The organism is Gemmatimonadota bacterium, assembly GCA_009841265.1.
Lineage (GTDB): Bacteria > JAAXHH01 > JAAXHH01 > JAAXHH01 > JAAXHH01 > JAAXHH01.
The window spans coordinates 59513-82962 of record VXMB01000007.1 but is presented as its reverse complement, the minus strand read 5'-3'; the positions used below and the strand labels follow the sequence as shown (position 1 = coordinate 82962).

At 64.2% G+C, this 23450-nt stretch carries 21 protein-coding genes and 3 tRNA genes; 16 read left to right on the top strand and 8 right to left on the bottom strand.

All coding sequences use genetic code 11. From position 1 onward, the window contains the following. Positions 1 to 20: 20 nt before the first annotated feature. The 3 genes from F4X08_02055 to F4X08_02045 are packed head-to-tail and all read right to left on the bottom strand — an operon-like array spanning position 21 to position 3860. Complete coding sequence (locus F4X08_02055; GenBank protein ID MYD24578.1) at positions 21 to 1469, bottom strand: extracellular solute-binding protein; 1449 nt, start codon at positions 1467 to 1469, stop codon at positions 21 to 23. A 25-nt stretch (positions 1470 to 1494) separates the two neighbouring features. Continuing rightward, on the bottom strand, positions 1495 to 2427 hold the full coding sequence (locus tag F4X08_02050) for a hypothetical protein (protein MYD24577.1): 933 nt from the start codon (positions 2425 to 2427) through the stop codon (positions 1495 to 1497). 8 nt (positions 2428 to 2435) lie between these two features. After that, positions 2436 to 3860 (bottom strand): amino acid permease, encoded by a 1425-nt coding sequence (locus F4X08_02045; GenBank protein ID MYD24576.1) that lies wholly within the window; start codon positions 3858 to 3860, stop codon positions 2436 to 2438. Positions 3861 to 4018: 158 nt separating this feature from the next. Here F4X08_02045 and F4X08_02040 point away from each other — a divergent pair. The 6 genes from F4X08_02040 to rnz all read left to right on the top strand — a co-directional run bounded on the left by F4X08_02040 (position 4019) and on the right by rnz (position 10026). Further along, a tRNA-Met gene (locus F4X08_02040) sits at positions 4019 to 4092 on the top strand. 40 nt (positions 4093 to 4132) lie between these two features. Continuing rightward, positions 4133 to 5563 (top strand): tRNA lysidine(34) synthetase TilS, encoded by a 1431-nt coding sequence (tilS, locus tag F4X08_02035; GenBank protein ID MYD24575.1) that lies wholly within the window; start codon positions 4133 to 4135, stop codon positions 5561 to 5563. Then, the gene (gene hpt, locus F4X08_02030; GenBank protein ID MYD24574.1) at positions 5563 to 6078 is read left to right on the top strand and encodes a hypoxanthine phosphoribosyltransferase; all 516 of its coding nucleotides are present in this window, start codon (positions 5563 to 5565) and stop codon (positions 6076 to 6078) included. The genes tilS and hpt overlap by 1 nt, the downstream gene beginning before the upstream one ends. Positions 6079 to 6170: 92 nt before the next feature. Then, positions 6171 to 8216 (top strand): ATP-dependent zinc metalloprotease FtsH, encoded by a 2046-nt coding sequence (gene hflB, locus F4X08_02025; protein MYD24573.1) that lies wholly within the window; start codon positions 6171 to 6173, stop codon positions 8214 to 8216. 68 nt (positions 8217 to 8284) lie between these two features. Beyond that, complete coding sequence (gene folP, locus F4X08_02020; GenBank protein ID MYD24572.1) at positions 8285 to 9073, top strand: dihydropteroate synthase; 789 nt, start codon at positions 8285 to 8287, stop codon at positions 9071 to 9073. A gap of 35 nt (positions 9074 to 9108) precedes the next feature. Further along, the gene (gene rnz, locus F4X08_02015) at positions 9109 to 10026 is read left to right on the top strand and encodes a ribonuclease Z (protein ID MYD24571.1); all 918 of its coding nucleotides are present in this window, start codon (positions 9109 to 9111) and stop codon (positions 10024 to 10026) included. Positions 10027 to 10083: 57 nt separating this feature from the next. On the opposite strand, the gene F4X08_02010 is transcribed toward rnz, so the two are convergent. The 5 genes from F4X08_02010 to F4X08_01990 all read right to left on the bottom strand — a co-directional run bounded on the left by F4X08_02010 (position 10084) and on the right by F4X08_01990 (position 16082). Continuing rightward, positions 10084 to 11478 carry an MBL fold metallo-hydrolase gene (locus F4X08_02010; protein MYD24570.1) on the bottom strand — a complete coding sequence of 465 codons (1395 nt, stop codon included), beginning with the start codon at positions 11476 to 11478 and terminating at the stop codon, positions 10084 to 10086. 68 nt (positions 11479 to 11546) lie between these two features. Beyond that, positions 11547 to 13286: a peptide ABC transporter substrate-binding protein gene (locus tag F4X08_02005; GenBank protein MYD24569.1), complete on the bottom strand. Its 1740-nt coding sequence runs from the start codon at positions 13284 to 13286 to the stop codon at positions 11547 to 11549. Between the two features lie 27 nt (positions 13287 to 13313). Further along, complete coding sequence (locus F4X08_02000) at positions 13314 to 14189, bottom strand: ABC transporter permease (protein ID MYD24568.1); 876 nt, start codon at positions 14187 to 14189, stop codon at positions 13314 to 13316. Between the two features lie 52 nt (positions 14190 to 14241). Further along, positions 14242 to 15099 carry a DUF368 domain-containing protein gene (locus F4X08_01995; GenBank protein MYD24567.1) on the bottom strand — a complete coding sequence of 286 codons (858 nt, stop codon included), beginning with the start codon at positions 15097 to 15099 and terminating at the stop codon, positions 14242 to 14244. Between the two features lie 50 nt (positions 15100 to 15149). Next, on the bottom strand, positions 15150 to 16082 hold the full coding sequence (locus tag F4X08_01990; protein ID MYD24566.1) for an ABC transporter permease: 933 nt from the start codon (positions 16080 to 16082) through the stop codon (positions 15150 to 15152). Positions 16083 to 16499: 417 nt separating this feature from the next. Here F4X08_01990 and F4X08_01985 point away from each other — a divergent pair, with 417 nt between their 5' ends. From F4X08_01985 to F4X08_01940, 10 genes are all read left to right on the top strand, one after another. Beyond that, complete coding sequence (locus tag F4X08_01985; GenBank protein MYD24565.1) at positions 16500 to 17615, top strand: mandelate racemase/muconate lactonizing enzyme family protein; 1116 nt, start codon at positions 16500 to 16502, stop codon at positions 17613 to 17615. 26 nt (positions 17616 to 17641) lie between these two features. Next, positions 17642 to 18043 (top strand): cupin domain-containing protein, encoded by a 402-nt coding sequence (locus F4X08_01980; GenBank protein MYD24564.1) that lies wholly within the window; start codon positions 17642 to 17644, stop codon positions 18041 to 18043. Positions 18044 to 18062: 19 nt separating this feature from the next. After that, positions 18063 to 18722: a bifunctional 4-hydroxy-2-oxoglutarate aldolase/2-dehydro-3-deoxy-phosphogluconate aldolase gene (eda, locus tag F4X08_01975; protein MYD24563.1), complete on the top strand. Its 660-nt coding sequence runs from the start codon at positions 18063 to 18065 to the stop codon at positions 18720 to 18722. Beyond that, positions 18647 to 19615: an NTP transferase domain-containing protein gene (locus F4X08_01970; GenBank protein MYD24562.1), complete on the top strand. Its 969-nt coding sequence runs from the start codon at positions 18647 to 18649 to the stop codon at positions 19613 to 19615. The genes eda and F4X08_01970 overlap by 76 nt, the downstream gene beginning before the upstream one ends. A gap of 7 nt (positions 19616 to 19622) precedes the next feature. Then, complete coding sequence (locus F4X08_01965; protein ID MYD24561.1) at positions 19623 to 20705, top strand: hypothetical protein; 1083 nt, start codon at positions 19623 to 19625, stop codon at positions 20703 to 20705. A 9-nt stretch (positions 20706 to 20714) separates the two neighbouring features. Beyond that, positions 20715 to 22007, top strand: coding sequence for a nickel-dependent lactate racemase (gene larA / locus F4X08_01960; protein ID MYD24560.1), 1293 nt, complete (start codon positions 20715 to 20717; stop codon positions 22005 to 22007). Positions 22008 to 22073: 66 nt separating this feature from the next. Next, positions 22074 to 22601, top strand: a complete 528-nt coding sequence (locus F4X08_01955) for a gamma carbonic anhydrase family protein (protein ID MYD24559.1) — start codon at positions 22074 to 22076, stop codon at positions 22599 to 22601. A 104-nt stretch (positions 22602 to 22705) separates the two neighbouring features. Next, positions 22706 to 22779, top strand: a tRNA-Arg gene (locus F4X08_01950). A 21-nt stretch (positions 22780 to 22800) separates the two neighbouring features. Next, the gene (gene tadA, locus F4X08_01945; GenBank protein MYD24558.1) at positions 22801 to 23316 is read left to right on the top strand and encodes a tRNA adenosine(34) deaminase TadA; all 516 of its coding nucleotides are present in this window, start codon (positions 22801 to 22803) and stop codon (positions 23314 to 23316) included. Next, positions 23295 to 23379: transfer RNA gene (locus F4X08_01940), tRNA-Ser, on the top strand. The genes tadA and F4X08_01940 overlap by 22 nt, the downstream gene beginning before the upstream one ends. Positions 23380 to 23450 lie beyond the last annotated feature (71 nt).

The window sequence follows — 23450 nt, the reverse complement described above, 5'->3', positions numbered from 1 at the left end:
ATCACGCATCCGTCCGTACCTCAACCGCTTCTCCGCTTCAACCTCCAAAGGTAAAGCACCATCCCCGCCAGTACCAGGCCGCTGCCGGAGAAGAGCAGGTACCTGGCGCCGGCCCAGCCGGACGCGCCCGATCCGTACTTCTCGGCCGCCAGCCGGCTCCACGAGAGCAGGGTCCGGTTCCGGAAGGCCTGGTCCCGCCAGCGGTCGTCCAGGGCCAGCGATTCCTCCTCCGTGATCGGTACGGCGCCCAGCGACGGCAGGAGACGCTCCACGTCGCCCGTTTCGATGGCGCGCCGCCATGTTCGCTGCAGGGCCGCGTGGGCGTCGATGACGAAGACGCCGATCATGTCGTCGACGATATGACGCCGCGCAGCGCCTTTCACGGCATCGTACACGAAGGACGATTTCCACGCAAAGGGATTGAAAGTGACCGAAGTGTGCGCCGGATCGATGCGCTGGTAGAGGCGGGGCAGCACCGTGAACCGGTTCAGCTGGAACTGCTCCGGCCCGCCCGGCGTACCGGGTTTCTGCATCCACAGGCGCTGTCCGGCTTCGGACAGGACATAGCGAAGGAAGGCCTGCGCCACGGCCATATTGGGCGCGCCTTTCAGAATGGAAATGCCGTCCGGGTTCAGGATCGTGAGATTGTCCGGCATGGTATATCCGATCATCTCGGGGCCCACGGCGTTGATCTGTGCCCAGGCGTAGAAATCGATGGCCATCCCGTAGGCCACTTCGCCGGACGTCACGTCTTTGGGCACCTGGCTTCCCGAGTTCGCGAACCCCCGGGCGTTGGCGCCCAGGGCGGTAATGATCTGCCAGCCCCGTTCCCAGCCGTAGACCTGCAGCATGATCTCGAAAGGCACGTGCGCGCTGCCGCTCTTCCGGGGATCGGCCGAGCCGACCCACGAGTAGAGCCGGGGATCGGCCAGGTCTTCCCAGGTCTCCGGCACGGGCAGTTCCACGAGTTGCGCCACCCGCTTGTTGTACATGATGCCGAACCCGGCCATTGTCGCGCCGTACCACCGGTATTCCGCGTCGTATATCGGATATCCGCCCGCCTCGGCCAGCAGCCCGTCCAACTGGTCATCGGGAAGGCGGTAAGGCGCCAGGAGGTCGAGGCGCGCCAGTTCCACGAACGGATCGCTGCCCCCGCCGTACATCATGTCGATCCCGATGCCTTCCGGCTTGCCGGTGAACTCGGACTTTATGAACCGGATGATCTCTGAAGTCCCACCCACGTCCATCCACTCGACCTCGACCCCGCGGCCGGTTTCTTCGCGGTAAAAGGCGTCGAAACCCCGGGTGAATTCGTAGCGGATGCCTTCCCAGTGCGGAGAGACGATGACCAGGCGGTCCTGCGCGGAGATGAAGGCCGGGTCGCCGGCGTGAAATACGACGCCCGTAAAGAGGAGTCCCCGTAATAGGAGACCCCGTAGGAGGGAACGAATGACTGGCCGACGGTTCAACGGTACCTCGAGGAGTTTAAGTCCGTTATCGCTTTCTCGCTGTGAGGACCAACACGATGGCGACCAGCAATGAAACCGCCAGGCCGATGCCCACGACCGCCGGCGTGGCCACGTTGCTCATCGGGGGATCGTCGATCCCGAGCAGGACGGCTATGACGAGCACGGGAAGCAACAGGGCGACCAGGAAGGTCAGGCGCCGCGAGGAGGCGTCGATTCTCCTGAGGGCTTTCGTCTGGGCGGCCATCGCCGCGTCGTTCAGCATTTCCCAGGTGCGCGTGAGCGCGTCGGCCATATTCCTGAACCGGTGATACGCGTCCTGCAGTTGGACGACCGCATCCGGCTGCAGGGAGAGTTTCTCGCCGGCGTATAGCGAGTGGACGATGTCGCATTGTGGTTTTACGAGATGGATCATGTCGTTCAGGCGGCGCTGCCTGTCGTAGATCCATTGGGCTTCCAGGTCCTGATCCGGTGGAATCGTTTCCACGACAAGCTCGGCAACCAGCGGGTCCTGGCAGTCAGCAATGGTCTGCATGATCAGGCCGACCGCCTGGTCCGTGGACCGCATCAGCTGGGCATCCCGCTGGATCCGGTCCTTGACTTCCTGCAAAAAGGCCAGCGGGGTGGCATGAACGGTAACCAGGTAGTCGGGCGCCAGGAAGAACCCCAACTTGGCCAGCGGCGCGTCCGGACCCTCCTGCACGTGCAAGACGATGAACAGGTGTCCCGGAAACACCGCCGAATAGGGACGGGTGGAGACCTCCCGGCAGGCTTTCACCGACAGGGGGTGGACGCCGAACTCCTTGAAATCGCTCAGGAACGCCGCGTCTTCGTCCGTGATCTGCTCGATGTCCAGCCAGAACAGGCCCCTCGAGCCGTCGAGGGTCTCCTGGAGATGGGAGAGTGACACGTCATCGTAGCGAATGACGTTATTCTGTTCCACGATCAGCAAATCCCGCATGAAATCCCTCAGTTTCCTTTGTTTTTCTTTTCCCAGTAGAAGTAGAAGGGAAAGCCGGCGGCGACGATGGCCAGGCCGATGAGCGTATTGTAGATGAACGCCACGTTAGTCAGCAGAGACACAAGGTAACCGGATATGACGGCGAGGAAGAGGAGGGGCGTAACCGGATAGCCCCAGGTCCTGTAAGGTCGATTCGCGTCGGGCCGGCTGAAGCGCAGCACGATGACCGCGGCGATCGCGAGGATGGAAAAAAAGTAAGAAGTGAAGGAACCGTAGGAGATGATATCCTCGAATCTCGGCGTCAGCGCGAACAGGGCGGCCAGAATGCCCTGGGCGAGAATGGATGCCGCCGGTGTGCGGAATCTCGGGTGTGCGCGGCTGAGCCCCTTGAAGAAAAGACCGTCCCTGCTTTGGGCGAAAAACAGGCGGGGAGCCACCAGCATGTGGACGTTAACCCCGCCGAAGGTGGAACACATCACGCCGATCGAGATGAAGAGGGCACCCCCGTCGCCCAGCAGGACCTTCATCACGTCCGCCGCGATCCACTGCGAGGTCTGGACCTGCTCGAAGGGCAGGACCAGCATGTACACGAAGTTCGCCGCCAGGTAGATCACGATTACGAAGAGCGTGCCGACGATGATCGACAGCGGGAGATTGCGGCGCGGGTCGCGCATCTCCCCGGCGACGTAACTGGAGAAGGTCCATCCTTCGTACGAGAACAGGCCGGTCACCATGGCCGCGCCGAAAGCGCCCAGTGCGAATCCGCCGACGGCCGTCCCGCCACCGCCGAACAGCGGCGAGAAATGGGCCATCGATCCCTTCTCGGCCATGAACAGACCCAGCAGGATGAGTCCGCCAAGCGCGGCAACCTTGATGAAGGTAAACAGGTTGGTGACCCGGCCGCTCCATCGGACGCCGACCACGTTGATCATCATCAGGATCAACACGCACGCCGAGGCGATCACCGCCTGGGCGCCGTCGCTCAGGACGATGCCCTGGCCGCCCGTGTCGGCGGTGATGATGTTGACCACGCTGGCCAGGTAATTGGCGAATACGTTGGCGACGGCGGCGATGGAAACCGGCCACACGAGCCAGAAGGCGGACCAGCCGTAGATGAAGGTAACCCAGCGCCTGCGGTAGGCTTCGCGGACGTAGACGTACTGGCCGCCGGTCCGGGGCAGCATGGCGCCGAGTTCGGCGATGCAGAGCCCGCCGCACAGGGCGAGGAGACCGCAGACCAGCCAGACGAGCAGGCTCATGCCCGGCGAGCCTACGTTGGAGGCGATGGCGCTCGGCGCCTGGAAGATGCCGGAACCGATGACGCCGCCCACGATGATGGTGGTGGCTTCGAGGGGACCGAGCCCCCGAACGAGACCTTCGTCTTCGGTATCGACTACCGGATCAGCGGCGGTATTCGAATCGATTTCAGCCAATCCTCACCTCGACGGAAATGCCTGTGAAATCTAGCACAAACATGTGTAATGCATCCCTATTCGCAGGTCAATAACAATCACAATAGAGCCGGCTGTACGTACCGGTAATTGCCTTGACACTCTACCCGTCCGGGTCTATATTGGGATGTTCGATTCGAGGCGGCGTAGCTCAGTTGGTCAGAGCATCGGAATCATAATCCGAGTGTCCGGGGTTCGAATCCCTGCGCCGCTATGTTCCATGGCCTTTCTGCACTCGGAAGGCCATTTTCATTATGTCTCCCCCGCTATTCCTCATGCCGGGATTTCCCATGCCGAAAGACTTGGAACATAAAGTCGAGTATACGGTCCGGCGCCACGGGATGGTCAAGGCGGGCGACCGGGTGATCGCCGCGGTTTCGGGCGGCGCGGACTCGGTGGTCCTCCTGCACGTCCTGCACGGCCTCCGCGGCAAGATGGACATGGAACTGGGGGCGGCGCATCTCGACCACGGTCTCCGCGGCGGGGAAGGACGGGAAGACGCCGCCTTCGTCAAGGACTACGCGGCGTCACTGGGCCTGCCCTGCGTCGCGGAACGGGCGGACGTCGCCGCCTACTGCCGGGAAAACGGCTGTTCCGTCGAGCAGGGCGCGCGCGAGGTGCGATACGGATTCCTGAGAAGGGTGCTTCTGGACCAGGATGCGGATGCCGTGGCAACCGGCCATACGGCGGACGATCAGGCCGAGACGGTATTGATGCGGCTCTTGCGTGGCAGCGGCAGTTCGGGGCTGTCCGCCATCCGGCCGGTCAGGGACGGATGGGTCATCCGGCCTCTGCTGGACGTCACTGCCGGCGAGATCGCCGAATATGCGCGGAAGCACGGCTTGACCTACCGTACCGACCGCACCAATGAGGACCAGGACGTTCTCCGTAACAGGATCCGGCACCACCTGGTACCCTTGCTGCAAAGGGAGTACAATCCCCACATCGTGCAGGGTCTGGCGCGCCTCGCCGACGTGACGCGCGGCGAGGCGGAGTACCTGGACGCAGAGGCGACGACGTTCCTCGCCGATCATGCCCGGCACGAGGACGGGAAGATCCTTCGGGTGGACCTCGATGCCTGGGGGAACGCGGCGCCCGCCCTTCAGCGGGTCCTGGTCCGGCGCCTGGTCCGGACCCTGGGCGGCAACGAGGAGCGACTGCGTTTCGACCAGGTGGAGGATGCCCGTGCATGGATCGGCAGGGGGCCGGTCGGCCGGATCCATGAACTGCCCTGCGGGATCCGCATGGAATGCCGCAAGTCCGAACTGGTTTTGTGTCGAGGTGTGTTAACGCCTTTCCGACTGAATCTGGAAGTTCCCGGGAAGGTGGAGGTGCCGGGCACGAACCTGTCGATCCACGTCGAGGAGGGGGCCGCGAAAACCGCGCCCGACGCGACGGCCCATCGGGCCGTTTTCGATGCGGCGGCCGTGCGCCGGCCGTGGACCGTGCGTTCTCGCGAACGGGGTGACCGCATGACGCCCTTCGGCCTGGCGGGACACAAGTCCCTGAAGAAGCTGTTCAACGAGTGGGACGTGCCCCGGCTCTTGCGCGACCGCGTGCCGGTCGTCACGGACGGTACGCAGATCCTTTGGGTGGCGGGCTACCGGCAGAGCAACGAGGGCTTGGTCACCGGGAAGACCCGGCGGGTGATGGTCGCCGAGCTTATGGTGAAAGATCCGAAGTGATGAGAATCCTGCTCACCGAAGAACAGATCGCGGAGAAGGTAAAAAGCCTCGGTGCGCGGCTTTCCACGGACTACCGGGAGAAGCACCCGGTACTCATCGGATGTCTCAAAGGGTGCGTGGTCTTCCTCGCCGACCTTATGCGGGAAATCACGATACCTCACACCATCGACTTCGTACGCGCTTCAACCTATGGGACGGGGCAGGTTTCCGCCGGTGTCGTGAAGGCCGAAATCTTCGATGTGAACATCCGCGGACGGCACGCCGTGATCGTGGAGGACATCGTTGACACGGGGCTGACACTGGGCTATCTTACGGAAGTGTTGACGAAGCAGGAACCGTTGTCCCTGAAGGTATGCGCCCTGCTGGTCAAACCGGGGGCGCACCGTGCGCCCGTGACGATCGATTACCGGGGTTTCGACATACCGGGCGATTTCGTCGTAGGGTACGGCCTCGACTGGGGCGAGCGGTATCGGGACCTGCCGTACATCGCCGTGGTCGATGAACAGGATGCCTGAGCGTGGGGGCATGCGGGCGTGAATACGGCCTCGCATATCCTCACGCTTATTTATTGGCGCAACACACAAGCACTCGGGACGAGCAAGTTCAAATGACGAACTCCAGGCAGCACAAGGAAGGGCCGCGGGGACGACGCCCCGTCCCACCGCGCCAGGACCGAGGCGGCCGGCAGCAAGCACCGCGCCGTACGCGCACCATCGTCATGTGGGTACTCCTTGCCCTGCTGTCGGTGGTGCTGGTACAGTTCTTCAGCCGGAACCGGTCCGACGGGATGGAAATCGGATACTCCACTTTCCGGGACCACCTGGCCAACGGGAACATCCTGAGCGTTACGATACTCGAAAAGACCATCGTCGGCGAATTCAGAAACGGGGTCAGTACACCCGTGCCCGGCGGCCGGGAATCCATGGAGACCCGATTCAAGGTCGAGATTCCTTTCGAAGACACGGAACTGATCGATGAACTGGTGCGAAGAGACGTAACCATCACCGCGCGGCCGAAGTCGAGCCCCTGGTATGCGCACCTGGTCACCTGGCTGCCGCTGCTCCTCATCATCGGCCTGGGGATCCTCATCTTCCGCCAGATGCAGGGCGGCCAGAAGGGGCTCTTCTCCATGGGGAAGAGCCAGGCCAGGCTTACGGGAGAGCGCGAAGGCGTGAAATTCAGCGAAGTGGCCGGCGTCGAAGAGGCGAAGCGCGATCTGCAGGAGGTCGTGGCGTTTCTCAAGCATCCGGAAAAGTTCAGTCGGTTCGGCGCGCGCATTCCGAAAGGCGTGCTCCTGCTGGGTCCGCCCGGCACGGGAAAGACCCTCCTGGCCCGCGCGGTTTCCGGTGAAGCGGGCGTTCCTTTCTTCACCATGAGCGGCGCGGATTTCATGGAGATGTTCGTGGGAGTCGGCGCGTCCAGGGTGCGGGACCTGTTCAAACAGGGCAAGGAGAACGCGCCGTGCATCATCTTCATCGACGAGCTGGACGCGGTGGGCCGTCACCGGGGTGCGGGCCTGGGCGGCGGGCACGATGAACGGGAACAGACGCTGAACCAGTTGCTCGTGGAAATGGACGGTTTCGAACCGAACAGCGGGGTCGTCCTCATCGCCGCCACGAACCGCCCCGACGTGCTGGACCCGGCGCTGCTCCGGCCCGGACGGTTCGACCGGCACGTCACCGTGGACCGCCCGGACGTCCGGGGACGCGAGCAGATCCTGGAAATCAAGGCAAAGGGCAAGCCGATGGCGGAGTGCGTGAACCTGAAGACCATGGCCAGGCTCACGCCGGGCATGTCGGGCGCGGACCTGGAGAACATCATGAACGAGGCGGCCCTCCTCGCCGCGCGGGAAGATCACAAGCGGATCGCCATGTCGCACCTCGAACGCGCCAGGGACCGCATCGTCATGGGCTCGGAACACCAACTGGTCATCTCGGAAGAAGAGCGCAGGACCGTCGCCTACCACGAAAGCGGCCACGCCCTGACCGCCGCCCTGATCCCCGAGATCGACTCTCCGCACAGCGTCACCATCATTCCCCGCGGACAGGCCCTCGGGATCACCTACTCCATTCCGGAGGAAGACCAGTACCTGTATTCGGAAGCCTGGTGCCGGGGCCAGATCGCGTGCCTGCTGGCCGGACAGGTGGCGGAACGCATCGGGGTCGGCGACACGTTCAACGGGGCCGGCGACGACATCAAGCGCGCCACGGAACTGGCGCGACACATGGTCTGCGGCTGGGGGATGGGCGAACTCGGTCCCCTGGCCCTCGGCAACCAGGACGGTGAAGTTTTCCTGGGCCGGGAACTCACCCGGAAGCGGGATTACAGCAACAAGACGGCCGTGAAGGTCGACGAGGACATGAGAAGCATCCTGGATACCTGCCGGCAGCATGCGGAAACCATCATTTCGAAGCGGGAAGACGCCCTGCACCGGATGGCCGAGGCCCTTCTCGAACATGAAACGCTGGACAGGGCCCAGATGGAACAGTTGCTGGCGGGGAAAACGCTGGAACCGGCCGTAAAGCCTGAAGCCGCATCGGTGCAGGACGCGAAGAATGAAGCGGGGCAGGCGGAGGAGGCCCGTACGGACGATGAAAAGGCGCCGGCCCCCACGCCTTTCAAGGAGCCTCCCCTGGCCGCACCCGGAGTCTGATCGTGGATGATGAACGGGTCATCGAGGGTGACGGGTTCCTCTGGGATTGTTCGCAACGTACACGAGTCATGGGCGTCCTCAACGTCACGCCGGATTCCTTCTATGACGGCGGCCGGTACTGGGATCCTTTGGCTGCCGTACGGCACGGTCAGCGATTGGCCGAAGAAGGCGCGGACGTCATCGACGTGGGCGGAGAATCCACCCGGCCGGGCGCGGAACCGGTCGATCCGGAGGAGGAACTTCGGCGGGTCATTCCCGTCATTGAGAGATTGAAAGACCGGATCGAACAACCGGTGTCCATCGATACACGGAAGGCGGAAGTCGCCCGCAGGGCCATAGGCGCCGGGGCCCGGTTGGTGAACGACGTCAGCGGCTTGACCGCCGATCCGGATATGACCGGGACGGTCGCCGCTGAAGGAGTTCCCGTGGTAATCATGCATACGGCGGGAACACCACGGGACATGCAGCGAAATCCCGGCTACCAGGATACCGTGGGCGAAATCGTCGAGTGGCTGGACGCCCGCATAGCCCATGCCGTGGCGCACGGCATCCGGAGATCGCGGATCATTATCGATCCCGGCATCGGTTTCGGCAAACGGCTCAGCGACAACCTGCTCCTGATCCGGTCCCTGGCGTCATTCCAGCGACTGAATCGTCCCATTCTGATCGGCCCGTCGCGGAAGTCCTTCATCGGCCGTGTGCTCGACGCGGAGAAAGACGACCGGATGGAGGGCACGGCGGCCGCGGTCGCACTAAGCGTCGCCAACGGCGCCAGCATCGTCAGGGTCCACGACGTCAGGGAAATGAGCCGCGTGGTCCGCATGACCGACGCGATCTGCAAGGCGCGGCAGGCGTAGGTGCCTACCGAAAACAAGGCCATCCATCTTCCATCATGACCATAGACATCGTTATCCTGGGCTCCGGAGGCGCCATTCCGACCCTGACGCGAAACCTGCCGTCCGTGGCCGTCCAGTGCGACGGCCGCGTGTTCCTCTTCGACTGCGGGGAAGGCACGCAGACGCAGATGGTCCGGGCGAAGTTGCCCCTGAGCAAGATCGAACGGATCTATATCTCCCATCTGCACGGCGACCACGTGATGGGATTGCCCGGCCTGCTGATGACCATGGGGCAGATACCGCGGGAACGGGCTCTGCACATTCACGGACCTCCGGGCATCTCAGAGTTCGTGGAAGGCAACCGGCGCTTTCTGGGCCACCAGTGCCCCTTCCCCGTGATCGTCACGGAGACCAAAGGCGGCCTGGTCGCCGAGGACGACACGGTCTTCGTCGAGGCCGTACCCGTGGACCACAGCTGCTTTACGCTGGCGTTCGCCTTCCAGGAAAGGGAGCGGCCCGGTCAGTTTCAGGTCGAGGAAGCGCGGCAGCTGGGCATACCGCCGGGACCGCTCTACGGGCGGCTGCAGGCCGGTGAAGCCGTGACGCTGCGGGATGGACGGGTGATCGAGCCCGACCAGGTCCTGGGCCCCGCCCGGCGGGGCCGGAAGATCGTGTACGCCACGGATACCCGGCCGTGCGACCAGGTGGTGTCGCTCGCCCTCGAGGCGGACGTGCTGATCCACGACGGCATGTTCAGCGACGACCTGCGGGCGCAGGCCCGGCAGAAGCACCACTCGACGGTCGTGCAGGCCGCCCGCATCGCCCGGCGCGCGAAGGTCGGCAGCCTCGTGCTGACCCATATCAGTTCACGCTACATGCAGGACGGGCCGCTGGCCGCCGAGGCGCGCAAGGTCTTCCCCGCCACCCGCGTCGCGCGGGATCTCATGGAATTCAACGTACCCATGTATAAATGAGGCCGGCCCGGTCTGCGTAGCCGACCCGGTCTGCGCTCCACGGGCCCATCCCCCGGATCACTCCGCGGTCTCATGCTGGACGGCCTCCCAGGCCGCCAGGCCCCCGACCAGGTCCATCACGTCCGCGATACCGTTCCGCTTCAGGATGCTGGCCGCCATGGCGGAACGATAACCGCCGGCGCACTGGACGACCACCGTAGTGCCGGTGGGGATCTCGCCCAGCCGTTCTTCCAGGTGGTTCAGGGGAACGTGGAGGCTGCCCAGGATGGATTTGCCGGCGCGTTCCTGGCCGGATCGGATGTCGAGCACCAGGGGCGGGCGTTCCGTGTCCAGCCGGTCCCTGAGCGCCGCCGCGGTGATGCGGTCGGTCCGGCCAAGCAGGTCGGGCCGTTCATCCAGCGCGTGCATGCCGCCCTTCAGGTATCCCGCGATGTGGTCGAAGCCGATGCGGCCCAGCCGCAGGGCGGATTCCTCCTCGGCGCCCGACTCCGTGACCAGCACGATCGGCCGGTCCCGCCGCAGCAGGGTGCCCGCCCAGCTGGCGTACTGGCCCCCGAGGCCGATGTTGACGCTCCCCTTCAGGTGCGCACCCTCATAGTCCGCGGCGTCTCGCGTGTCGAGCAACTGGGCGCCGTCCTCCGCCTTGCGCAACACCTCCTCCAATGAAAGGGGGTTCAGGTTGCGCTTCAGCAGATGGTCCAGCGTTTCGTGTTCCTGCGCGTTGAACGCGGCGTCGTAGGTGAAGTACGAAGGCGCCTCGGGCTGGTCCGTCGTGATGAGGCGGGTAAAGGTCTCCCGGTCCATGGGCTGCAGGGCGTAGTTGTACTTCTTCTGATCGCCCATGGTGGACACCGTGTCCGTACTCAGGTTCTTGCCGCACAACGAACCGGCGCCGTGCGCAGGATAGACGAGCGTCTCGTCGACAGTCGCCGGGATCAGCTTCCCGTGGAGGGAGTCGTAGAGCAGGTTGGCGAGGTCCTCGGCCTTCCAGCCGAGCGCGGCCCGCAGGTCCGGTCGGCCCACGTCGCCGATGAACAGGGTGTCCCCGGTCAGCACGGCGTAAGGCGAGGCCGCCTCATTGGGATCGAAGACCAGGATGCAGACGGACTCGGGAGAATGCCCGGGCGTCTCGAGAAACGCGAGCCGAATCGCGCCCAGCCCCATGCCGCCGCCGTCCCTCATCGCCTCGAAGGGGTAGTCCGCCTCGGCGCGCGCGCCGAGATGGATCATGGCGCCGGTGCGGTCTCTCAGTTCCAGGTGGCCCGCGGCGAAGTCCGCGTGGAAGTGCGTCAGGAAGACATGGTCGATGGTCATGTTCCGGGCTTCGGCCTCTTCGATGTACTGGCCGATGTCGCGCTGCGGGTCCACGACGGCCGCGACGCCGGATGATTCGTCCCCGAGGAAATAGGACGCATGGGCGAGACAGCCCAGGTAGTACTGGTTGAGTATCATGTCGGACTCCTTCCGCGCTCCGGCTTGCCGCGATTCGCCGCGCCTTCAGCGCTCCGGTCCTGGCCTCACTATCTCCGAGCAGGCAGGGCAAGTCCCGGTTCGTCTTCCGCCAGGTAAAAGGTGATGGAGGAACTCATCACCTGGTCGCCCCGCCACGTCCGGTAACCTGCCGCGTTCGGTTCAAGCGCCGAACCTTTAAGGTAGGGCTTCCACACCTGCGCGCGCTGCCGGTGCCAGAGGAACACGCCGGCCACGTCTTCCACCAGCAGCCTCTCGGCTTCCTTGTACAGTGAAATCCGACGGCGCGGGTCCCTGACCTCGGCCTCGGCCTCGGTCATCAGTTCGTCGAAAGCGGCGTTGTTCCAGTTGTGCCGCCCGTTCGACCGCCAAAGTCCCAGGAGATTGCTGGGATCCACGAAATCAAATTCGTAGGGTACCATTCCGAAGGCCAGGGTGTGGTTGTTCAGGCCGTCCATGAAGACCTTGTTCTCCACGTTGCGTACTTCGACCTCTATGTTCAGGTTCCGCTGCAGCATCGCCTGGATCCCCTCCGCCGCGTCACGGTGCATGACGATCTCGTTCCGCAGCCACATGTCCAGTTCGGGAATGCCGCGACCATCCGGATACCCCGCATCCGCAAGCAGCTGTCGGGCGCGTTCCGGGTCATAACCCTGGCTTTCCGCGTAAGCATCGTCGGAGTAGGCCGGGAATCCGGGCGGCAGCATGGCGTAGCCGGGAATGGCGAACCCCTTCAGCGCGGAACGGCATATGGCGTCCCGGTCGATGGCGAGGCTCAGCGCGAGCCGGACCCTCCGGTCGTTGAACGGCGGCTGCGTCACGTCGAAAAACAGGTAATGGGTCCAGAAATTGGGCCAGGTATGGACCTGGTCGCTCAGTGCGTCGTCGGAAAGGAGGCGAGCCAATTCCGCCTGGTTCTCCACCTCGGTGAAATCGATCTCTCCGGCTTCGTATGCCGGTATCCTCGGAGGCGGCGTGGTCAGGTTGAACATCTTGTAGATCAACCTTTCCAGATAGGGCTTGTCGACCCCGCGGTACATGGGATTGGCCTCGTAGACCATCCGCTCGCCTTTTATCCATTCCACCATGATGAAAGGACCGGAAGACACGCAGGTTTCCGGCCGGGTGGACCACGTGTCGCCATACTTGCGCACCGTGTGTTCGGGCGATACCCACGAGTAGGTCAACAGCAGAGGCAGGTGGGGCGTGGTCTCTTCGGTCGCGATGTGGAGGGTCAGATCGTTGGATGCCCACACCCCAAGGGAGTCCACCGGCACCGTGCGGGCGACGACGGCCTGCCAGTTCCGGATCGGCTGGTAGTACCACCCGAAGTCGTAGGCGTTTTCCGGATCGGCGCCGCGGCGCAGGGAGAAGACGTAGTCGTGCGCCGTCAACGGCCGGCCGTCGCTCCACTGCAGCCCCGGCCGCAGGTAGAAGGTCCAGTCCAGCCCGTCGTCCGACACCTCCCATCGTTCCGCCGCGCCGCCCCGCAACTCGAAATTACGGTTGGTGCGGGTCAGGGGTTCGGCGATGATGTACTTCCCCGCGGCGCCCTTGTAAACCGTCCGGAACCACTCGTTATAGGGCCGTGACTCGGAGAAAACGCGGATGACCTGTTGTTCGGGAGGAAGGGCGTCCCCGGGGAGCGGCACGCCGATGGAATTGACGTGACGCGGTTCGGTTTCGGCGAAGAGGGTATCTATCAGGCCGTAGGCCGACCAGGCCATACCCGCGACGAGGATCAGTAATCTCGAACGCCTTAACATCGAAATGCCGGTCTTGATTCGCATGTTGCACCTGCCATAGGGCGGGAAGCCCTACTCGTTCATCCTCGGGTCGAGGGCGTCGCGCAGGCCGTCGCCGATGAGCGAGAATCCAAGCATGACCAGGGCGATCATGAATACCGGAAAGAGGGCGAGGTGCCAGTAGTAGATCACGTTGGGCAGGTGGCTGCTGACCATCTGTCCCCAGCTCGGCGTAGGCGGGTTGATGCCCAGTCCAAGGAAACTCAGTCCTGCCTCGGCGAAGATGGCCTGGGGGATGCCCATGGCCAGGCCGACGATGATGGGACTGAGGGCGTTGGGCAGCATGTGGCGCACGATGGTATGCACGTTGGAGGCGCCCATGGACCGGGCGGCACGGACGAAGTCGGAAGCCCGCAGCGACAGGAACTGCGCGCGGACCAGGCGGCATACGCCCACCCAGCCGGTCACGCCGATGGCGAACAGCACGTTGCTCAACCCGCTGCCCAGCCAGGCCATGATCAGTATGGCGAAAAGCAGGCTGGGGAAGACCGACATGACGTCCACCAGGCGCATGACGATGTAATCGGCCTTGCCCCCCTTGAACCCGGCGATGGCGCCCAGCGGCACGCCGATCAGCAGGGAGATCATCTGCGCGACGAACCCCACGATGAGCGAGATCCGGGCGCCGTACACGATCCGGCTGAAGTAGTCCCGGCCGATGCTGTCCGTGCCCATGGGGTGAGTCCAGGACGGAAACTGCCACGCTTCGTCGAAATTGGCCTCGGAATAGTGGGACGGCGAGACCCAGGGCGCGAAGACGGCCATGAAGGTGATGACGATGATGATGATCCCCGCGGCGACGGACAGCTTGTTCTTCATATAGCGGCGCAGGGCGTCGCGCCAGAGGCCGCCGGCAGGTGAGGTGATTTCGGTCAAGGTGCTGGTCATTCGTGTGCTGGCCTTCCGTGTGCTGGCCTTCCGTGTGCTGGTCTACCGTTTGCTAGTCTACCGTGTCTCCTGCGGGTCGCCTGGCCGCGATCCGCTCGATGATCACTACGATCGCGCAGCCCGCGATACCCAGGCCGATGGACAGCAGGACATCTCCCGACAGCGAAGCGGGCAGGACGTTCTCGTCGACTTCCTTCCACGGCCAGATCTTGCGCAATGAACCGGCCATGAGGCCGATGAGGGCCGCCACGGTCACGTCATGGCAGCGGCGCAACAGCCACCTGAGCACCCGCGCGAAGAAGACCAGTCCCAGGATCCCGCCGCACCCGAAGATGAGGATGGGCAGGAAATTACGCTCGACCACGGCGGTGAGCATGTACTGGTATTTCCCCAGGATGACCAGGATGAACGAGCCCGATATGCCGGGCAGGATCATCGCGCAGATCGCGATCGCCCCGCTCAGGAAGACGAACCAGGCGGCGGAGGGCGTCTCGACCGGAACGGCGCCCACCAGGACGAATGCGGCCACGGCCGCCAGCAGCAAGGCGAGTGCTTCCTTCGCGGTCCAGCGAGACACCTTCACCCGCACCGTGATGATTGACGCCAGCACCAGTCCGAAGAAAAAGGCCCAGACGTGGACGGGATGGTGTTCGAGGGCCCACGCGAAGAACTGGGCCAGGCTGAATATGGCCACGAAGATGCCGGTGACGAGGGCGATCAGGAACCGGTGGGGGAAACCGTCGAAGGCATCGCCGAACCGGAAGGTCACCAGCGAACGCAGAAACCTGGCGTTGACGGCGTGCACGGCGTCGAGCAACTCTTCGTATACGCCCAGTATGAAGGCCATCGTCCCTCCGGACACGCCGGGCACAACATCGGCCACCCCCATGCAGAAACCGCGGGCCGAGATGCCCAGGTAATCCCGGAACGTCCGTTTCGTGCGCGGAGAACCGTTGTCCATTACTTGCTCCCGCGCACGTATCTGACCCGGGGATCCACGAGCGCGTACAGGATATCCGTTATCAGGTAGACGATCCCGATCAGCACCGCGACGAGCAGGGTCAGGGCCATGATCATGGGGTAGTCCCGTTCGAAGATGCTCGTGACGAAGAACTGTCCCAGACCCGGGATGCGGAAGATGCCTTCGACGAAGAGCGACCCGGTCATCACCCCGGGCAGCATGGGCCCCATGATGGTGAGCAGCGGGATCAGGGAGTTCTTCAGCACGTGGATGAACAGGACGCTGCGCTCCTTCAGTCCCTTTGCCCGCGCCGTGCGCACGTAGTCCATGCGGAGGTTCTCGAGGATGCTCGATCGGGTGTACCGTGCGACGATGGCCATGGGACCCAGGGCATAAACGATCACCGGCATGATCCAGGTCTCCGGCCCGCCCCATCCGCCCGTGGGCAGGACCCTCCATATGGTCGCGAAAAGGACGATGAACAGTATGGAAATGGCGAAACTGGGCACAGTGATCCCCAGGGTGGCGATGACCGTGGTCCCGTAATCCACCCACGTGTTCTGGCGTATGGCGGAAAGGATGCCCAGGAGGATGCCGCAGGAGAAGGCCAGGGCGAGGCCCATGCCGCCCAGTTGCATGCTGATGGGCCAGGTCCGCGCGATGAGGTCCGTCACCGTCTCGCCGGGACTCTGGAAGGGGATGCCGAAATCGAATTGGAGCGCGTTCCACATGTATCTTCCGTACTGCTCGTAGAGGGGGCGGTCCAGTCCGTACTTGCGCAGGATATTCGCCTTGGCCTCGGCCGACAGGGGCATCTTCTCCTCGTCGAAGGGGCCGCCCGGTACCGCGTGCATCAGGCTGAAGGTGATGACCGTGACCAGGAACAGGACGCCGACCAGGCCTACGATGCGGTATACGATGTATCGGAACATAGGTTCGGGTTTTCTGATGCGCCGCGGCGGCAAAACGGGGCGAGTCCGGGCCGATCCAGGCGTGACCGGGCGAGTCCGTTTGAGGCCAGGCGAATCCAGGCAAATGGGAGCGAATCCGGGCGAATCCGCCGTTCTGTGCAACGAGCGGGAATGCCGTCAATCCAGCCTCCAAAGTGCAAGCGGACGCTCGGAGGTGTCAAGGTTTATTTCCCGGTTACGGGGTGTTAGCCGGTGCGGTTCCGGTGACGTCTCCCCGGCGGATTCAGACCGCGCAAAACCTGCGTTCTGGCAGGTTGTCCGTGGGCTTGCGTCCCGCCGCCTATCCAGGGGCATCTCCCCTTGACACCCCCCGTGTCGACCCACACATTACCGACGTGATTCTACATTCCCGGGATGAGGGTCAAGGAGGTCGTTCGCGTGCGGATCGTTGAGGTTTCCGCCCTGGTTCTGCGACTGCCCCAGGTGACGGAGGCCTGTGACGGGACGCAGGATACCTGCCTGATCAAAATCGAAACGAACGAAGGGATCACGGGTTGGGGCGAAGTCGATTCGTGTCCCACCGTGGTCAAGGCCGTCATCGACGCGCCGCGGTCGCACCAGATCTGCAACGGCCTGGCCAACGCGCTGGACGGAGCCGATCCACTGGACATCGACACCTGCACGGACCGGATGATGGCGTCGGCCAACTACTATGGCCGGGTCGGCGTGGGGCGGCACGCCATGGCGGGGATCAACCTGGCGCTCTGGGACATCGCGGGGAAAGCGAGCGGACAGCCCATCTACGAACTCCTTGGCGGCGCGCACCGGCTCAGGTTCCGGGCCTATGCCTCCGTACTGTTCGGAGACACGCCGGAGCAGACCCGGGCGATCGGCCGGAAATTCGCCGACCAGGGATTCACGGCGGTGAAGTTCGGCTGGGGCCCCATGGGGAAAGACGAAAGGCAGGACGTTGCCCTGGTGCGGGAGGCCCGGCGAGGCACGGGCGACGAGGTGGACGTGCTCATCGACGCCGGCCAGGTATGGGACTGGAAGACCGCGCTCACCCGGTCCCGGCAGTTCGCCGAGTACCGGCCCTTCTGGATCGAAGAGCCGCTGCATCCGGACGACATCGAAGGATATGCCGCGCTGACCGCGGAGAGTCCGGTGCCCATCGCCACCGGGGAAGCGGAGTCCCGGCTCGAGGACTTCGAACGCCTGGTCACCGAGGGCGGGCTGGACTGGATCCAGCCGGACCCGGGACGTTGCGGCATTACGACCATGGCGGCAGCCGGCCGGACCGCCCACCGGCACGGCCGCAAGGTCGTCAACCACAGTTACAAGAGCGGCATTACCATGGCGGCGTCGCTGCACGCCCTGGCCGCCCTGCCCAACGCTTCCGTCTTCGAGTTCTGCATGTCCGATTCGCCGTTGCGGCTCGAACTGACCCATGAACGCTTCGCCATCGATGATGATGGTTTCGTGGCGGTGCCCGAGGGACCCGGGCTGGGCGTCACGGTAAACGAGGAAACCGTATCGAAGTACCGGGTCGCGTAGGCCCGGTTCACCAAAGGAGCATCTCGATGGCCCCGCCGAACCCGATCATGCACGCCGCGCTCAACCGCATCAATATAGACGAGATCAAGGAAAGGATCGGTCCGCCGCCCGCCTCCTGCGCCGTCGTGGCGGCGGACCACGTGACCGCGGCGTTCATCTGGCAGGAATCGGGCACGATCAACGACAATCACTGCCATGATTACGACGAGTGGTGGCTGGTGCTTGAAGGCGAGATCGACTGGGTGATCGAGGGCCGTGAAGAGACCGTCCACGCGAAGGCGGGAGATTTCATCTTCGTGCCGGCCCTGACGTTCCATCACATTTTCCCCGTGGGCGGCAAGCCGTCCATCCGTCTCGGCGTGGCGCTGACGGGACACGGGCACCTGCACGAGCGGCCGGAGCGCCAGGTGAAGGTCACCCTGGAGTAACATCCGTTGGAGTATATCCATGTCTTCGAGATCTGAAAACCTCGCTTCCATCAAGGCCTGCGGCGTGGTTGCAGTGCTCAGGGCGGACCGGCCCGACGCGCTGGTCCAGGTCGCCCAGGCCATCGGCCGGGGCGGCATCGGGGCCGTCGAGATCACCATGACGACGCCCGGGGCCCTGAACGCCATCGGCGAATGCGCGAACCGGCTGGGGGACGAGATCCTCCTCGGCGCGGGCACCGTGCTGGACCCCGAATCGGCCCGGGCGGCGATCCTGGCCGGCGCCGAATACATCGTGACGCCGACGCTGAGCCCGGACGTCATCACCCTTTGCCGGCGGTACGACAAGGTCATCATTCCCGGTGCATTGACGCCTACCGAGATCCTGACGGCCTGGGAATGCGGCGCGGACATCGTGAAGGTGTTTCCCGCGACGGCGGTGGGCCCCAGGTATTTCAAGGACCTCAAGGCGCCGCTCCCCCAGATCGATCTCATACCCACGGGCGGAGTGGACCTGGACAACGCGGGCGACTTCATCCGGGCGGGCGCCTGTGCCGTCGCCGTGGGAGGGAACCTGATCGACAAGGCCGCCGTGGCCGCAGGCGAATGGCAGGTGCTCACCGACACGGCCCGGAAATACGTCGATACAGTCAGGAACGCGAGACAGGAAGGTGGGGGATGATCCGCAAGGCCGTCGTGCCCGTCGCGGGCCTTGGCACGCGGATGCTTCCGCTCACACGGTCTGTCCCAAAGGAAATGCTGCCCCTCGGGCGAAAACCGGCCATACACCATGTCGTGGATGAACTGGCGGCCGCGGGGATCGAACGCATCCTCTTCGTGACCTCCAACCGTAAAAAGGCGATCGAGGAATACTTCGTGCCCGGCGGAACGTCCGATGGTCCGCCCGCACTGGATTATTCTTTTGTCCGCCAAGAAGTTCCGGGGGGAAACGGCGACGCCGTTCGCCTGGGTGAAGCCTTTGCAGGATCGGATCCTTTCGTCGTGGCCTGGGGCGACGCCGTCATCCGGTCTACAGGAAAAGTCTGTGTCCTGCGACGCATGATGACTACCCACGGGAAGGAAAACGCCGCGTGCACCATCGCAGTGGAGCACGTGCCCGAAGACAAGGTGTCGCGGTACGGTATCGTGAAGCCCAGGTACGAATCGGACGCGGCCTTCCCCATCGACGATATCGTGGAGAAACCATCCACGGAAAGCGCACCAAGCCGATACGCCGTTTCGGCCCGATACATATGCGGCCCCGGCATCTTCCCGGCACTCGAGGCGACGCCGCGCGGTAGAAACGGCGAACTCTGGCTCGCCGACGCCATCCGCGGCTTGCTCAGGGCGAGCAACCCAGGTGGCTCGGGCGATCCGGGGGGCGACGTCGGCGCGCGCGGACCGGCCGGCCCCGGTGGAAATGTCTGGTGCGTACCCCTGGGGTACGCCGACCGGCGCTACGACATCGGTACGCCTTTGAGCTACTGGGAAGCCTTTGCCGATTACGCCGTGGAGGACGAGGTCGACGGACCGGCTTTCCGCGATCTTCTCCGAGGGCGGTTGAACGAATCATGATTACCGAGTGCATACCTCCCAAGATTCGACGCGATTGTCGATCAGGTGGTCCGCATGGTCCGCACGGGCTGCGTGGTCTGCAAGGTATGCGACGAGTGGAGTCCAATTGAACGGGACCTTAACCGCATCCGCCCCCGGCCGAGTGGGCATCGTGGGCAACCCGACCGATATGTACGGCGGCAGCGTGATCTCGTGCTCGACGAAAGAGAGGGCACGGGTCAGGATCCAGCCGGCGGACCGCCTGGTCCTGGACGCCGGTACCGAGCAGCGCGTAATCGCGTCGCCACACGGCCTGGTCCCATGTGAGGACATTTTCGATATCGCCCGGGTCGCGTTGACCGGGACCGAATCCACGGACCTGCTCGCCAGGATCTCGTGGTCGACCGGTATCCCCTTCCGCGCCGGCCTGTCGGGATCGACCGCGCTACTCGTATCGATGGTCGCCGGGCTGCTCGCCTACCGCGGTATCCGCCACAATCCGTACCACCAGGCGGAGCTCGTCCGCGGAATCGAGTACCAGAACCTGACTTTCTGCGGGTACCAGGACGCCTACATGTGCACCTTCGGCGGGCTTCATTACATGGATTTCAGAGGAAAGGAATTCCATTTGGAATACGGGACCGATCCTTTCGCCACCATGGAACCGATGGCTCCCGACCCGGTCCTGCCGCTTGTCGTAGTCATCACGGGAGGCCAGAGCGTCTCCGGAGGCGTGCACACCCCCTTGCGGGAACGCTGGCTCGCCGGGGAAACCGAAGTGGTCGAAGCATATAGCGCCATCGCGGCCCTGGCCCGGGAAGGCAAGAAAGTGATCCTCGATAACCGGATCGACGCGCTGGGGGAGCTGATGAACGAAAACCAGGCGCTGACGCAGTCACTCGGCGGATCCAATCCCGAGGACGACCGGTTCATCGAACTCGCCCGGCGTGCAGGCGCGTCCGGCGCCAAGCTGGCGGGCAGCAGCGGAGCCATCGTGGCGCTCCACGACTCCCCCGGCGAACTGGCGCGGGTCATGATGGATGCCGGCGCCGCGGGCATACTCGAACCTTCGCCGGGACCCGGGCTCGAAATCGAGCGGGAAGAGCCGTAGGGAGCCGCCGTGAACATCACCCTCGACTACCATAAATCCGGCCTCGAGGTAAGCGTCCCGGACGAAAACCTGGCCGCTGTCCTCAATATGCGGGAAACGCCGCCGCTGGATGACCCCGTGGCCGCGACCCGGGCGGCCCTGCAACGTCCCGTGGCCGGTCCGCCCCTTGCGGAAATCGCCCGGAGCCGCCACAACGCATGCGTGGTCGTTTCCGACATCACCCGGCCCGTCCCCCACGACATAATCCTGCCGCCCCTCCTTGAATGCCTGGAGCGAAGCGGTATCAGGCCGGCGGACATCACCCTGCTGGTCGCCACGGGCCTGCACGCCCCCATGGACGAGGAACAGCTCCGCGAGACCCTGACCGGCGACGTGGTGGACCGGTATCCGGTCGTCAACCACGTCGCCCGCAACGGCAACGAACAGGCCGACCTGGGCGCCACCAGCACGGGGATCCCAATCCGCGTGGACCGCAGGTACGTGGAGAGCGATCTCAAGGTACTGACCGGGCTGATCGAGGCGCACTTCATGGCCGGGTACTCGGGCGGACGCAAGCTGGTCGCGCCCGGACTCGTGGGCGTGGAGACGATCGAGCATCTTCACGGACCCGGTATCCTGGAGCATCCCAACGCCACAACGGGCGTGCTCGACGGCAACCCCCTCCACGAGGCCGCGCTGGAAATCGCCCGGCGGGCCGGGGTCGATTTCATCCTTAACGTGGCCATGGACGAGGACCGCCGCGTCACCGGGGTGTTCGCCGGCGAGCTGGACCGGGCGCACCGGTACGGCGTCCGCCACGTGGACGGCATGGTCGTGGCCTCCGTCGAAGAACCGGTGGACATCGTCGTGACCTCGTCGGCGGGCTATCCCCTGGACACCACCTTCTACCAGGCCGTGAAGGGCATGGTCGGCGTGCTGGACATCCTGAAGGAAGGTGGATCCATCGTCATCGCCGCGGGATGCGCCGACGGGATCGGAAGCGCGGAGTTCGAAGGACTGCTCCGGCGGACGGAGGACATCGACGCCTTCATCCACTGGATTCAGCAACCGGACGTGTTCACCATCGACCAGTGGGAGATCGAGGAACTGGTCAAGGCGCTGAAGAAGGGCCAGGTTTATCTTTACACGGACGGACTGAGTGATGAAGACGCCCGGGACTGCCTGGTCCAGCCCATTCCGTCCGTCGAGGCCGGCATCGCGCGGGCGCTGAAACGTCACGGCGCCGACGCCACCATCGCGGTCGTTCCCAGAGGACCCTACGTGATTCCACGGGTGTTTCCAGGACAGGACGCGGCCGGGTAGTTCGATGGGGGCGAGGCGGAAGCCCCCCAGCCGGATTCGCCGTCGCGACCTGAAAACGAGCCTTACATGGCCTCCAACCAGTACGTCCACCATGCTCCCCGCATCCATCCGTCCGCCTTCGTGGCAGAAAGCGCCGACTTGATCGGCGCGGTCGACATCGGCAAGGACGCGAGTGTCTGGTTCCAGGTGGTGATCCGGGCGGACGACGAACCGGTCACCATCGGCGAGGGGACCAACGTGCAGGACGGCAGCGTCCTCCACATCGACGCCGGCATGCCCACCGAACTTGGCAAGGGCGTCACCGTGGGGCACCGCGCCATAGTCCACGGCGCGGTGGTGGAGGACCACGTGCTGATCTCCATGGGCGCCGTGATCCTCAGCGGTGCGCGCATCGGCAGGCACAGCATCATCGGCGCCGGCGCACTGGTATTCGAAAACATGGAAGTGCCTCCGGGTTCCCTGGTCGTGGGCGTTCCCGGACGGGTGGTACGTTCCGTCACGAACGAGCAGATCGAACGCATACATCGGACCGCCGAGGGGTACGTTGAGCGGCGCGGAATCTATCTGGAACGGCGGGCTCACGATTCCTCCTGACCGCCTGATTCTGGACGCTCCGGCCGCCGATTCAGGCGTCAGAATCCACTTGACTTTGACGGGCCTGTTCTGTAGTTTGCGGTGCTCTGTTATGCTGGTCCTGAGCGCCTGTAGCTCAATTGGATAGAGCACCTGACTACGGATCAGGAGGTTGGGGGTTCGACTCCCTCCGGGCGTATTTTTCGTGGGACGCGGTAGCATGAGAAGCAACGACGGCGAACACGAGAATTGGCTCAGGCTGGCGCTTGAAGAAGCAAGGTCAGCGGGAGCCGCCGGTGATGTGCCCGTCGGGGCCGTGATTGTTCACGATGGCGTGATTATCGGCCGGGGCCAGAATCGCGTGGAGCGTTTGCGCGATCCCACCGCCCATGCCGAGATGCTCGCGATCCGCGAGGCCAGCGGCGCGCTGGGCTATGAACGGCTGGCCGGAGCCACGCTTTACGTAACGCTGGAACCCTGCGCCATGTGCGCGGGAGCGATCGTCCTGGCCCGTCTGGAGCGCCTGGTGTACGGGGCAGACGATCCCAAGACCGGGGCCTGCGGATCCCTGCGCGATATCGTGCGGGATACCCGGCTGAATCACCAGGTGGCTGTAACGCGAGGTGTGCTGGCGGAAACCTGTTCAAGGCTGCTGAAGGACTTCTTCTGGGCGAAAAGGGGAGCGGGCGATACAGCTGACGAACCGAGGTTGCCGGAGAGGTGCGAGAGTGGTTGAATCGGACGGTCTCGAAAACCGTTGTGCCTTCGGGCACCGTGGGTTCGAATCCCACCCTCTCCGTTCTACAGCCCGCTGAACGGAATCCCGGAGGATGGCTACCGGCCACGGTAATGGCTTCAAACATTGACCTG